This is a genomic window from Flavobacterium gossypii (genome assembly GCF_014138495.1).
Classification (GTDB): Bacteria; Bacteroidota; Bacteroidia; order Flavobacteriales; family Flavobacteriaceae; genus Flavobacterium; species Flavobacterium endophyticum.
Genome location: NZ_JACJIS010000001.1, coordinates 1,783,991 through 1,796,442 on the forward strand (window position 1 = coordinate 1,783,991; position 12,452 = coordinate 1,796,442).

At 29.2% G+C, this 12,452-nt stretch carries 14 protein-coding genes, 2 tRNA genes and 1 pseudogene; 2 read left to right on the forward strand and 15 right to left on the reverse strand.

Going from position 1 to position 12,452, the window contains the following annotated elements; all coding sequences use genetic code 11:
• Nucleotides 1-195: 195 nt before the first annotated feature.
• From GGR22_RS08125 to GGR22_RS08145, 5 genes are all read right to left on the reverse strand, one after another.
• Nucleotides 196-269, reverse strand: a tRNA-Asn gene (locus GGR22_RS08125).
• Nucleotides 270-343: 74 nt separating this feature from the next.
• Complete coding sequence (locus GGR22_RS08130) at nt 344-754, reverse strand: hypothetical protein (RefSeq protein ID WP_182493239.1); 411 nt, start codon at nt 752-754, stop codon at nt 344-346.
• A gap of 49 nt (nt 755-803) precedes the next feature.
• The gene (locus tag GGR22_RS08135) at nt 804-1,232 is read right to left on the reverse strand and encodes a hypothetical protein (protein ID WP_182493240.1); all 429 of its coding nucleotides are present in this window, start codon (nt 1,230-1,232) and stop codon (nt 804-806) included.
• A 19-nt stretch (nt 1,233-1,251) separates the two neighbouring features.
• Nucleotides 1,252-1,590, reverse strand: a complete 339-nt coding sequence (locus GGR22_RS08140) for a hypothetical protein (RefSeq protein ID WP_182493241.1) — start codon at nt 1,588-1,590, stop codon at nt 1,252-1,254.
• 50 nt (nt 1,591-1,640) lie between these two features.
• Nucleotides 1,641-2,381 carry a hypothetical protein gene (locus GGR22_RS08145; protein WP_182493242.1) on the reverse strand — a complete coding sequence of 247 codons (741 nt, stop codon included), beginning with the start codon at nt 2,379-2,381 and terminating at the stop codon, nt 1,641-1,643.
• A 95-nt stretch (nt 2,382-2,476) separates the two neighbouring features.
• Here GGR22_RS08145 and GGR22_RS08150 point away from each other — a divergent pair, with 95 nt between their 5' ends.
• Entirely contained in the window at nt 2,477-2,707 is a 231-nt protein-coding gene (locus GGR22_RS08150; protein WP_246336929.1) for a helix-turn-helix domain-containing protein, read from the forward strand.
• A gap of 187 nt (nt 2,708-2,894) precedes the next feature.
• On the opposite strand, the gene GGR22_RS08155 is transcribed toward GGR22_RS08150, so the two are convergent.
• Nucleotides 2,895-3,329 carry a JAB domain-containing protein gene (locus GGR22_RS08155; RefSeq protein ID WP_182493243.1) on the reverse strand — a complete coding sequence of 145 codons (435 nt, stop codon included), beginning with the start codon at nt 3,327-3,329 and terminating at the stop codon, nt 2,895-2,897.
• 77 nt (nt 3,330-3,406) lie between these two features.
• Nucleotides 3,407-3,796: a hypothetical protein gene (locus GGR22_RS08160; protein WP_182493244.1), complete on the reverse strand. Its 390-nt coding sequence runs from the start codon at nt 3,794-3,796 to the stop codon at nt 3,407-3,409.
• A gap of 637 nt (nt 3,797-4,433) precedes the next feature.
• Between GGR22_RS08160 and GGR22_RS08165 the strand changes: the two genes are divergently transcribed.
• The gene (locus GGR22_RS08165) at nt 4,434-5,372 is read left to right on the forward strand and encodes a DpnII family type II restriction endonuclease (RefSeq protein ID WP_182493245.1); all 939 of its coding nucleotides are present in this window, start codon (nt 4,434-4,436) and stop codon (nt 5,370-5,372) included.
• An 11-nt stretch (nt 5,373-5,383) separates the two neighbouring features.
• On the opposite strand, the gene dcm is transcribed toward GGR22_RS08165, so the two are convergent.
• From dcm to GGR22_RS08195, 8 genes and pseudogenes are all read right to left on the reverse strand, one after another.
• A complete protein-coding gene (gene dcm / locus GGR22_RS08170; protein WP_182493246.1) occupies nt 5,384-6,739 on the reverse strand; it encodes a DNA (cytosine-5-)-methyltransferase in 1,356 nt (451 codons plus the stop codon).
• Nucleotides 6,740-6,824: 85 nt separating this feature from the next.
• A pseudogene (locus tag GGR22_RS17220) lies at nt 6,825-6,958 on the reverse strand (hypothetical protein); the annotation flags it as partial.
• Complete coding sequence (locus tag GGR22_RS17215; protein ID WP_317169786.1) at nt 6,953-7,066, reverse strand: DUF3871 family protein; 114 nt, start codon at nt 7,064-7,066, stop codon at nt 6,953-6,955. The gene GGR22_RS17215 and the pseudogene GGR22_RS17220, both read right to left, overlap by 6 nt.
• Complete coding sequence (locus GGR22_RS17175; protein ID WP_317169787.1) at nt 7,056-7,292, reverse strand: DUF3871 family protein; 237 nt, start codon at nt 7,290-7,292, stop codon at nt 7,056-7,058. Before GGR22_RS17175 ends, GGR22_RS17215 begins: the two co-directional genes overlap by 11 nt.
• Nucleotides 7,293-7,401: 109 nt before the next feature.
• On the reverse strand, nt 7,402-8,265 hold the full coding sequence (locus GGR22_RS08180) for an AAA family ATPase (RefSeq protein WP_182493247.1): 864 nt from the start codon (nt 8,263-8,265) through the stop codon (nt 7,402-7,404).
• A 143-nt stretch (nt 8,266-8,408) separates the two neighbouring features.
• The gene (locus tag GGR22_RS08185) at nt 8,409-10,892 is read right to left on the reverse strand and encodes a DEAD/DEAH box helicase family protein (protein WP_182493248.1); all 2,484 of its coding nucleotides are present in this window, start codon (nt 10,890-10,892) and stop codon (nt 8,409-8,411) included.
• 53 nt (nt 10,893-10,945) lie between these two features.
• Nucleotides 10,946-12,151 (reverse strand): site-specific integrase, encoded by a 1,206-nt coding sequence (locus tag GGR22_RS08190; protein ID WP_182493249.1) that lies wholly within the window; start codon nt 12,149-12,151, stop codon nt 10,946-10,948.
• 191 nt (nt 12,152-12,342) lie between these two features.
• Nucleotides 12,343-12,416: transfer RNA gene (locus GGR22_RS08195), tRNA-Asn, on the reverse strand.
• Nucleotides 12,417-12,452 lie beyond the last annotated feature (36 nt).

A 12,452-nucleotide genomic window follows, 5' to 3' on the forward strand; every position in this document is an offset into this window, starting at 1 on the left:
TGTAAAAAAGAAATTTTTTTAGAATCTTTAGATTGTTTTTCTTCATATTTTCTATAAAAGTTTTCATGTAACGATATGAATCAAAAGTATTGAAAATATATGTTTTTTGAGTATCTAGTTTCAGTTAAGAACAATTTTATAGAAAATATAGAAAACAAAAAAGACGACCATTTCTGATCGTCTTTTTCTTTTCTGCTCCCCCTCTTGGGCTCGAACCAAGGACCCTCTGATTAACAGTCAGATGCTCTAACCAACTGAGCTAAGGAGGATTATAAACTAATAAAATCATAATGCAGTCTTTTTAAATTGATATGTATGCCTAATTATGTGCCTTTTCCATAGATTATAATAGTAAGGGTAAATGTTTTTGAACAAATCTTGACTTTCCATAAATCACAATTATTTCCTTTCTATTGGCTTTAAAAGTAGTGTAATATATAACTCTCCATATTTTAAATTTTCTACTGTTTTCATCTATAATAATTTCTTTGGAAGCATCTAATGCCAGGATTTGAATAATGCTGTTTAGCTGGTAAATATCAGAATGCTTGATAGTAATTATTATAGCAGTTAAAATATCTCCATTAAAAATCAATTCAGTTTTATGTGTAGTAAAGTTCAGAAAAGAATTAAGTTGTTTACCTACATACTTATAATTGTGATAGCCTCCTAACCTGTCATCAAGAGTATCCAGCTCAAACTGCCAGTTTTCATATTGCATGCCTATTTTAAAGGGTAAGTCAAGTTGTTTCATCTTGATTTGTGATATAAAAAACCACCTTGTTTTTAGGTGGTTTAGAAAACTATTGCAGAGTATAATCTTGGTCGGATATATCATATATAAAAGTTTGACCAGTATCAATCTGTAAAGTATAATTCTCAAAAATGACTTGGTCAGTTTCAACATCAGTAATAATTACTGTGTTTACAGAAGCCTGACCTCCATTTCCCACAGTAAGCTTGAAACCAAGTTTATCATAAGAAGTTAAGTTATGGGATTCGATGACATCAGTGTTAGTTTGTGAAGTTATTTGCTCTGTCACTAATGAACCACTTTGGTTATCTTTATAATAAGTTACTGTAAGTGGGTATTGGACTTCGGGTGAGCTACTACCCCAAAACTGTACTTTATATTCTTTTGGGTTTAAAATTTCATTTGGAGTGGTTGTGTCATCATCACTACAACTAAAGGTTAATACTGATAGCATCAAAAGTAAAATGGTTTTTCTCATAATTTAAATTTATTGGTTATTAATTAAGTTCTATATTGATTCCTTCATCAAGGTTCTTGGAAATATATTGCGCAGCATCATCCTCAATTCTTGGTAATTTGCCAAAATCAAAAAACTCTGAACTTGTTTCAATATGGTATAGGAAACTGTTTTCAAGTTCAATTTGAAATAATATTTTGTATTCATCTGTTGAAAGAATATTCTTTTTATGAGAAAGTATATTGTATGTTTTCTTGAATTTGAATTTATCTTCAAGGATAAAAACCTTACCGGAAAATATATAGTCATTTTCACTAAAATCATCCAAAATAGATTTTACCAACTCTAATGAATGTAGCTTATAATAAAAAGTATTCAATAGATAGCCCTTTTGATTTTCTTCATATATGACAGAGTAATACACTTTTCTTATCCGTTTTCAGTAGCCTTTCTTTTGTTGTTCAAATAAAAATAGCCTAACCCTGCAAACAAAATAAAGCAAGCAATAGCTAATAAGTAATTGAATCCACATAATTCAAAAGTTGAAATATCTTTAGACACTTCAACTGATTTACCCTTGTAGAGCCTGTAATATTTTGTTTTACAAAATAATGAACCAGAAAGAATTGAAACTACTAATCCAAAACCAATTGAAATAATGACAACTTCTTTTATAGTAAGTTTTTTAAAATCATAAAAGCTCTTGAATGCTCTTAAAGAAGGTAGTAAAGAGTTTTCTAAATTAAAACGTGGAGGAATTTGGTATGTTTTAATTCTTGATTCCTTTAATAAAATGTATTGAGGTATCATCAATAGAAATGAAAAACCAAAAGACCCTACAATAAATAATATTCCAAAAATCAGACTGCATATAAGGCTAATTATCCATTTTTTCTTGAACTCTTTATCTGATAATTGGTTATTGTAATAAAGATTAATGTTTTTTCTTAAACCATAAATAGGTCTAAATAATAATCGCCAAAAATAGTAAATCAGGACAACTGCTAGAATATTACCCAAAACAGAACCAATGATTATTGATACTTCTGAACTACCTTTTAGTCTTGAAAGGTTAAAAGAGATAGTCACAAAAGTTGAAATGATGACAAATAAGTAGAATAGTGTTTTTCCGATTATTTCAGAAATTCTATTTGGATTTTTATATTTCATTGTTTGACTTTTTTATTTACAAATATATATGTTATCAAATTTGATAGCAATATTTTTATCAAATATGACAACTTTTGATTATTAAACTTAAAAAGTTGGATAAAAAGAGTTTTCAAATATTATTGGGGAAAAGAATAAGACAGTTAAGAGAAGAAAAAAACATCTCCCAAACTGAACTTGGCAACCTCTGTGATATTGAGAGGTCTAATATGAACAGGATTGAAGCAGGAAATACAAATCCATCAAGCTATCTGCTTTATCAAATTGCTGAAAAGTTAGGTATTGAAGCATCTGAACTCTTAAACTTTAAATCATCTTCGAATTAAAGTTTTGGCTATTAATTATTATGTGTACTGAAATCAAGTATTGAAATTATAATCAAAATAGACTGATTTTGACCACATTCACATTCTTTATTATTTCAAAACACCAGGATTCCAAAGGAATAATATCTGTTGAAAAACTACATATTTTCCTTTTCTATATATAAGATTTGGGAAAATATGTAGTTTTTTACATTAAACCATCTTGAGCAAAACTGAAAAAACTATGTCTGGTAATAATCAAATGGTCAATTAAACTAATTTCTAATAAATTACATGATTCTTTTAACTTCCTGGTAATTTTTCTATCTGCTTCACTTGGCTTTAAATTTCCACTTGGATGATTATGAACCAGGATAATACCTGAAGCATTACATTTTAAAGCAACACTTAATATTACTCTAACATCTACAACAGTTCCAGTAATTCCACCTTTAGACAGGTCATAAATGCCTAATACAAAATTGGCTCTGTTGACCAATATAATTTTACATTCTTCTTGAAATTCAATAATATCCAAATCCCATTTTGATAAAATAAATTTAAAGACTCTTGTACAGTCAGTCAGCTTGACTTTATCAACTTGATTGGTTGAATAGGAAACCTTAATTTCTGCTACTTCCATAAAAAATAATTTAAAAAAGAGATACCTGCCTTATGCTGAAAATCAATTCAACACAAAACAGGTCATTTCCAATATTTTTAAGCATGTTCTAATTTGTGCTTGCCATTTGTAGAAAATACATTTGGATTAGCTTTCAAATTTTCATACAAAGGTCCCTGTGGTTTTCTCATATCTTCTGATGTGTAAACATATCTGTGGGATAACATAATAACCTCTCCTGATTCTTTGTTTACATATTCATAAGGTTCACATTCTTCCTTGATGATTTCTCCTTGCATTTGAGTTCCAACAAGGGCTTTGCAAGTAACTTCATCAAATGTTGCAGGGATGAATGCTTTTTTGGCTGTTGCATAAAAATTGCCTGTAACCTTGCTTTGTATCATTTCAATACCACCTTGAGCTTCTAAAACAAAGAATATTTTTCCATCCTCTGTTTGTCTTTCTTTGTAATTAATAATTGTTACCATTTTTGAGTTTTTGAGTTGATTTTGCTAAAGCCATTTTTATATCCACAATAAAAATTACAGCTATCACCTTGAATTTTTATTAATGATTTACAAAACAGCTATTAGGGCAATGATTGTCATTGCCCTATATCAGTGAGGGTTTTTAGGGGTGGCTTGGGGTTGAAAAGGAATTGGAATTTGGCTAATTCAAACTATATCATTCAAAAGAATTTGATTTATAAATCAAGAGTACCAGGAGATGATTGAATACAATATTTTATGAATGATTACATATCAGAATGAACAACAATTTTACTATCCAAGTTTCAAAGTGATGGGGTTGAAAACAAGTCAGCAATATTTTTTAGTATTATATTATTCCTGGTGTAAAAAATGTGACTGAAAATAAATGGTAGGGGGATATTGATTCTGAAGACTGGTCTGGGCTATCAAGTCATGGGGATTTGAGCTCTTAAAAATTTTTAAAAATTTTATTTCTGTTTAAGTAAACTGGATTATGCTTGAAATAGTTGTTCAAAGTTTGTTCATTCTTTGCTCTGGTGTTATATTTTTCACAGAGTTTCAAGTACAAAAGCTTTCTAATCAAATAAAATGTTAAAATACCTTGATTTTTCTTATATTTACAAAAATATTAAAAATGAAAATTCCTTTTAATCAATGGGTAAACTCAATGTCATTTATGCTTGATGATGAGTTTGATAATAATTTCATGAATAGCATTGAAAATCTTAGTGGACTTATTACTGAATCCGCAAATGGTTTTAATACTCCTGAGGGATTAACAGAATTCTTATTAAATAATGACCATGGTATAGCTCCAGTAACAAGGCTTAAAAGTCTTGTTTCATTAATTGGATTATCTGAAGAAAGACTTAAAAGGGTTGTGTCATTAGTAAGGTTTAGGCTTCTCAACAATGAATTTACAAGTGAATGGAGCATAAAGGCTATTTCTAAAAAATTTATTGATGATGTAGCCTTTAGAACTTTATTGGTAAACTTCTTTGTAAATGGTAGAGATTCAGAAATTGGAGTGCATATACCTTTGTATTATATGGCTAATTTTAAACTAACTGATAATGACTTTATCAATAACTTGAGAGATAGGAGTTATGTTGAAAGAATATTAAATGACAATGAAATCCAAGATAAATATTCTAATAGAGTTGGCAGTCATGTTGAATCCCTTATAACAAATAAAATTGACATATACATTCAAGCAAATAATTCAGCCCTCAGATATGAGACCCAAAAAGAATTTCCTTTATTAAATAAAAATATTGATATAATAATTCCTAATGTTGAAAATGCGAGAGTGCTAATTGAGGCATCATACAATATAACAACAGGAAGTGGACAATCTAAAAGGGCTGACCAATTATCTAATTTTTATGCTGATTTAATGAGGCATAATGTTAATCACAGAAATGCCCAAATAAAGATGATTAACTATTGTGATGGTTTTGGATGGGTAGGAAGACAGGCTGATTTAAGAAGGATATATGATTCAAGTGATTATGTAATAAATCAAAGTACATTACATTTGTTAGATGAAATTCTTGAAAGTATTTTTGAATAAAAATTACAGAGTTAGTCTTGAATGACTAACTCTGTTTTTCCTTTCTTTGTGTCATGTAAAAATTTATCCCCTAATTTATTAGAAACAAATTCAACAACTGGAACAGCTACAGTATTTCCTAATAAATCAAATGCATCATCAATCTTACAGTCAATTTTGTACCATTCAGGATATCCAAATAGCCTTAAACCCTCTCTTATTGAAAGCCTTCTAAGTCCTTTGCCATCAGGTACAGCTAATCTGGATACATCAGTTGCTACAAGAGTGGGTGCTATATCATTTGGGTCAAGAATTTTATTTATTTCAAAACTTAGCTTACCAGTAACAATATTGTATCCTTTAGGTTTACTTTCATCATATTCTCTGTAAGTTTTAAAACCATTAGATGTTTCTTCTTTAACAAGTTTTTTTGGATGTTCAAACCTTAAATATCCTTTTTTAGTCAAGTCTTCTAATAAAAAAAAGAGTTCATTCTCAGGTAGAAAAATGAATGAGTTAATTTGCTCTAAAGTAAGGGCCATACCATCCATCCAGTCAATTCCAATTTTTTCAGCCCAATGTTTTTTTCTTCTTTCTTTGAATAATTTATTGAGTATTATATGCTGAGTTTTATTTACTTCACCTTTTATCTCAATATCCCAACTATGTATATTACTATCTCCACCTCTTTTATCCTTAATCGATTTCCCTACCAAATTATCAATATCAAAATGACTAAGAAGCTTATCAATAAGCGGACTATCTATGGTTTCTAAACCTCTTTCTAATATGCTTCCTAGATTTTTATATACTGGTACATGGTTTCCTAAATCAATTTTAGAATCTTTTGTCCCTACTATGAATATTCTCTTTCTGGATTGAGGTATTCCAAAGTCAAGAGAATCAAAAACTTTCCAAGAAACTTTGTATTTGAGTTTGTTTTCCAATACATTAAGTATGGTTTTTAGAGTTCTTCCTATTTCATCGGTCTTAAATTCAGAATCATGCTTAACAAGTCCCTCTACATTTTCAAGTATGAAACCATAAGGCTTTTTCTCTTCAAGGATTCTCTCAATTTCAAAAAAAAGTGTGCCCCTTGTATCGATAAAACCTTGTCTTTTTCCTCCAGCACTAAATGGCTGGCATGGAAATCCACCAAGCAGAAAGTCAAAATCTGGTATAGCACTGTTTTCCACTTTAAAAATATCTCCAACAAAATAATCATGAGTGAAATTTTTTTCTAAACAAGAAATGGCATGAGGTTTTATTTCTGAAGTCATTACACATTCTGTCTTAATCCCTAAATTTTCAAAAGCTTTTTCAAATCCCAATCTAATCCCTCCTAAGCCAGCAAATAAGTCAATAAATCTTACTGTTTTATTTTCCATAAATAAAATTTTAGAGTTAGAATAATTTAAAAGACAAAATATTTTGTCACAAATATACAGATGCTATTGTCATTTAATTTCAAATTTAGTCATAAATTTTAATTATTAAAATAGCAACACCTAACAAATAGGTGTTGCCACAACTCAAAAACCAATGGTAATCTGAATTACCAATTAGTGCTTTATGAATGTCTTGAGTAAAATCAAAAGCAGTCATATTTCTATGAAGAAAAGTATAAAAGCCATTCTTTCAAAATATTGGGTTCTTTCATGTTCCAATAAATCACTTGCATTCTTATGAATAGCTCCTGGTGTTCTACCTTTTATTTAATGAGAAACGTCTAATTTCAGGAGTATCAAAGCTGTGATGTGGAAATGCCTTTGAAGCACAATTTTGTGCTATTTCAATAAACTCCTGGTGTGCAATAGTCCTTTCATTATCCTTACTGAAAACAGGAATTACACAATCATTTTTTAGATTATATAAATTGATTTCTTGTGTATTAGCTTCAATAAAGGGTTTGCTTGGAAATATTGTAAGGCTTGTAGTGATATTGCTTTCAGGTTATAAAGTACCAGGAAACAAAGGAATATTGCTACTAAGGTTGAAAACAGGTGTTTGTTTTAAATGCTCTAATTTAAAATCCTGGTTTACTTTTGATTCAATGATGAGTGTGTCCATTTGTGCTGAATGTTTTAGGGTTTAACAATAATTCTTTTGCATTGATAGTGTCTTTTTGAAGTTTGAAATCATACTCCAATTCTTCTCTCCAATTGCTGTATTGGTTGTACAAAACTTTCAATTCCTCAACTGTTTTGGTAGTTTTGATTTTCTCTCTGGCATCTTGCAGATTAGTTCCACTATTACACCAATCTAAAATCTTTTTACCAGTATGGGGATTGATTACAAATTCTGGTTTACCCATAAACAAACCTGTTCTGTCTTTACTTGAAACTGCAAAATGTTTTATATCAATATCAAAAACCAAAGTGAATTCATAGTCTAAATCATTTCTCTGAACTGCTTTCAATCCAACTTTTTCAGGAATAAACTTTCCATCTTTCTGATTCAAAACATAATCTTGCTTGGTTCTCATTGTAGCAATTACATGAGCATCTGCCTGTAATATTTTATCAATAAAAGCATTTTGTCTTGGTGTAACTTTTGCCCAATTGGTAAATGAATTTCCAGCTAATGAACTGTGATAATCCAATAATTCTTCCCAAGATTGGGAAATGGAATCAATAATAATTACTTCCATTCCTGCTTTCTCACATACTTCAATAGCTTTAATGTAATTTTCTGGTGTAAATGGAGGTTTCAATGATAATACATTGTATTGCCCCAAATGAGCATACAAATCAGCACTTCCATTTTCACTATCTATTACAGCCACTTTACTATAGTTGCCATTGGTTAGACCATTAGCCAACAATAAGGCACTCATGGTCTTGCCACTTCCTGAACTTCCTTGAAGAGCCATTTTTATCTTGGCTTTTCTTCTTTCTGATTGTCTTAATTGCATAATTTATTTTTTGTGGTTAATATTCTTTTCATTTCCTGGTATTTAAAAGGCATAAAAAAACCAACCTCTTGTGGAGATTGGTTTAAGGAAAATATCCAAATTTTACCGCTATATATTATATATTATGAAGTAGAAAATGGATATTATCTATTTTGAGTAATGGGAACAACTTTAATATTAATTAGCTCATTTGATTGTTTAATTGAACCATCTTCATTTTCTTCTAATTCAATAGTAAAAAATTCTGTTGATGGTGGTAATGGATAATATACAAAAGGTTCTGAAACATCATACACTAAATTTAATCTATGGTCAAAATATTCTAATGAATGCTCTTTCTCTATTTTTAAAAATTTACCCTCATTAGTTGTTGTCAATTTAGTTTTAAAAAATACTTTTCTTAATAATGAAAACATTGATTTATTCTCTAAAATGTCTTTTGTATTAAAGATTCTGAAACCAATATCCTCTTTCATGAGAGTTGTGAAAATTGTTTTTAATTTTATTGAGTGGATATTTTTAAATTCAAAATTGCTGTCTGTAGGAAGCAAATAAACTTGCTTCTTGTTTTTAATAGCATATTCATTGAGCAATATACTTTTGAAAAGGAAAAAATCATTATATGCACTAATAATTCTCATCTCTTTTTCTGGCAGATTGTTTGATTTCTCAAGCACTTCTTCACATTGAGAGATACAAATTCTAATATACTTTTCTTTCTCAATAATCACATCCTTTGGCTTATCTCCATTACTCAGACTATAACTACATCCATGTTCAGGCTCAAAAAAGTAAGGTGTTTTCTTTCTTTGTAAAAAATGTATAATTTGTTGCTCAAACATTGCATTTCTGAGAGGAGTAATCTTTTTACTTTCCTTTTGACCTATTTTTTTTAAGTATACATTATTTGAAAATAATTCATTCCTCAACATCCCGTATAACACTTTATCACTGGTATCAATAAATGATTTCTCATTGATGTCTTTATTTGGAAAATATATATCTAATTCTTGTTGAATACTTCCCTCAGTAAATGATAAGGGTTGCTTTTTTATTATAGCTTTCAATTTACAGTTCACAAACTGATTATTACAAGCTGCCCAATAAACATAAGTTGGTAAATCTTTTCCATAGGAATAATATTTACTTCTTAAATAGGCATCTCCTTCTTTAAGTTTGTACCAATCATAAGAGTTGAAAACTCCTTTAATATCATCATCCAAATTAGAAACTTCTTTTATCTCTTTCTCAATTCCATCTTTAATACTTTGATAAAAGGTGTTAAGAAGATTGTCTTGCTCAGATGGACTATGATATTTTTTTTGGTTTTCAGGTATATTAAAATCCAAATAACCCAAGGATAATTTTTTTATGTAGTTTTTATTTTGATTTTCAGAAATTAAAATCTTTTTTGGTGGTGGAGTTACAACAAATATTTTTGATTTATTTCTAACTCTTGCTATGGCTTGAGTTATTGCATTTACTCTATCTGAAAAAACAAATAAATTATTTGTATCATTGGAATAACTTGGAGGTAATAAAATCACTAATCCTGAATTTTCTCTTTCAATACTAATTCCAGTTTTAAATGTGGTTCCAATATTACATGATTTGGAATCAAATAGTTTGCCTTTGGGATTTTCTATACAAAGATTTAAATTTCCAAATTTGCTTCTAATTAGATTTCCTATTTGTGATTCAAAAATTTGTTTTGCAATTTCTTTAGTATAGCAAAGTATATTTACAGAGGTTAGCCCATTAATATTAATAATATGCTTAAATAATTCATTTAAATATGAATCTGATACATCATAAGTAGGTCTATTATAAAAGCATAGAAATAAATCACTAAGATTATTTTGATTTTGAATTCTTTGGCTTTCTATAATTTTAATCCTCTTTTCAGTCAGCTCGGCAAAAAACTTAAGGGGAACTTTGGAAGATTCAGAAAATGTGGCACTTGCTACTATAATTTTGTGTATAATTGATTTCCATTTAAATAAATTTGGCAACAATTCAACAGTAAAACTATCTAAGGATTCATGTAATTCATCAAAAAAGAATACTATTTTCTCTCCTTTTTCTTCACTCTTTTTGATGAGATAATCAAAATAACTTCTTTTAACATCAGATTGCTTAAATTCTTTTTCTCCAGGGTTTCCAAGTAAACCTTTTATGGAAATTATCTGAATTGACTTATTAAAATAATCTTCAAAGTCTAACTCATTACTTTCAATACTACTCAAAACTTGATATTCAAAAAATATATCTTTATTGTTAGTTGATTCAACAATCTTTTTTATGTATTCTTGGTTTAATGATTTAAATGGAGTTACAATTACTATTTTATACTTCTCATTATGAGTCCTATTTTCTTCAAGATACCATCCTATAAAATCTAAAATTGCCTTTGTTTTTCCTTGACCAACACCAGCATTAATTATTGTTGTATCTTTTATTTTCAAATCTACACACTCCCTTAATTTCTCTGAAATATACCCTTCTTCATCTGGAAAAATAATTGTTTTCTCAACAGCATCAAAAGAATATTTTTCAAAATCAGAATGATTTATTTCTTTAAAATTTATTTCTAAATCATCAAATGGCTCAAAAGGTATGTTTTGCATAAATTAAAAATTAACTATGTTGCAAAAGTAATTACAACATAGTTAATTCATAGTCATTTCTCCAGCTTCCTGCCTAAATTTGAAATATGCTCACTCACTTTCTTCTGAACCACTTTAGCATAATGCTCTTGTGTTGTAGAAATTTTAGAATGTCCCAATAGTTCAGATACAATTTCCATAGGTACATCATTATAAAGCAGTACAGTTGTTGCAAAAGTCTTTCTTGCTGTATGATGGCTTAGATTCTTTTCAATTCCAATGATTTCAGCAATTTCCTTGATATAGGAATTGAATTTCTGGTTGCTAATCACAGGTAGTAGATTTTGGTAGTCCTGGTATTTTTCTAATATTGACAATGCTTTAGGAAGCATAGGAATTGAAATGGTTTTATTTGTTTTATCTCTAATCATCTTAATCCATTTCATGTCATCAAATCCAATTTCTATATGCTTGGATTCCAGTTTTGCCATTTCATTGTAAGCTAACCCAGTATAGCAACAGAATATAAACATATCTCTAACTTGTTCCAGTCTAATTTGAGAAAATGTGTGTTTTTCTAATTTGTCAAGTTCTTCTGTGGATAAGTAAACCACATTTGTAATAACCCTTTTAGGTTTATGTTCCACAAAAGGATTGGAGTCTATTAGCTTTTCAATTAAAGCAATTTTTACTACCTTTTTGAACCTTTGCAATGCTTTGTTAATAGTAACTTGCTTCTGAATTTTTACAGTCTTTAAATAGTATTCAAATTCAACAATGAAATGATAATCCAAATCTTTTAATAGCATTTCATTCTTCTGGTATTTTGCTCTGATAAAGTCTTTCAAATCATTTAAAATATATGAAAACTTATTCCAAGTGCTTTGCCTGATTTCAATACCAATTAGTTTTCGGTATTTATTCAGATAGTCATTGTAGTATGAAACTATACCAATGTTTTTTTTGGCTGGCTTGCCTTTGTATTGGTTGAATATGTCATCAGCAGTAAAAGTATTTTCTTGAACTTGGAGCAATAAAAAAGCCTGATTAATTTTATTCTTAATCAGGCTCAGTTCAGTATTGATAAATGTGTTTTCATCATTGGGTGGTTTAGCTATTTGTAGCTTACTGTGCCAATGTTTAGGATTTATAAATAATCCAATTGAAAATTCATATCTATTACTTAAAAAGGATATTCTGCACCTAATAGGGCATTTACCTTGCTTATTTATTCTTGCTTTTTGAAGCAAAAACAATATGGATAGTTTATTATTGTTCATTGCTTTTTTTGTGTTTGAAATTGGTACACCTTTTTAAATGAATTGGTACACCTAACTGTATGCCTTTTGAGCAGGAATTAGATGTTTTTGAAGATGTAGATAAATTGTCAGATAAACATTTGGAATCCTGGTAGAATATAGGATTTACCACAAATAAAAAAAGAGCAACATTTTCATGTTACTCTTTTCTGCTCCCCCTCTTGGGCTCGAACCAAGGACCCTCTGATTAACAGTCAGATGCTCTAACCAACTGAGCTAAGGAGGAAGGCGTATTGCCTTTTAAAGCGGTGCAAATATAAGG

Coding starts and splice junctions, on each gene's coding strand:
- GGR22_RS08130 (WP_182493239.1), bottom strand. CDS start 754: ATGAAACAACTTGACTTACCCTTTAAAATAGGCATGCAATATGAAAAC.
- GGR22_RS08135 (WP_182493240.1), bottom strand. CDS start 1,232: ATGAGAAAAACCATTTTACTTTTGATGCTATCAGTATTAACCTTTAGT.
- dcm (WP_182493246.1), bottom strand. CDS start 6,739: ATGGAAAATAAAACAGTAAGATTTATTGACTTATTTGCTGGCTTAGGA.
- GGR22_RS08145 (WP_182493242.1), bottom strand. CDS start 2,381: ATGAAATATAAAAATCCAAATAGAATTTCTGAAATAATCGGAAAAACA.
- GGR22_RS08185 (WP_182493248.1), bottom strand. CDS start 10,892: ATGCAAAACATACCTTTTGAGCCATTTGATGATTTAGAAATAAATTTT.
- GGR22_RS08180 (WP_182493247.1), bottom strand. CDS start 8,265: ATGCAATTAAGACAATCAGAAAGAAGAAAAGCCAAGATAAAAATGGCT.
- GGR22_RS08165 (WP_182493245.1), top strand. CDS start 4,434: ATGAAAATTCCTTTTAATCAATGGGTAAACTCAATGTCATTTATGCTT.
- GGR22_RS08155 (WP_182493243.1), bottom strand. CDS start 3,329: ATGGAAGTAGCAGAAATTAAGGTTTCCTATTCAACCAATCAAGTTGAT.
- GGR22_RS08190 (WP_182493249.1), bottom strand. CDS start 12,151: ATGAACAATAATAAACTATCCATATTGTTTTTGCTTCAAAAAGCAAGA.
- GGR22_RS08160 (WP_182493244.1), bottom strand. CDS start 3,796: ATGGTAACAATTATTAATTACAAAGAAAGACAAACAGAGGATGGAAAA.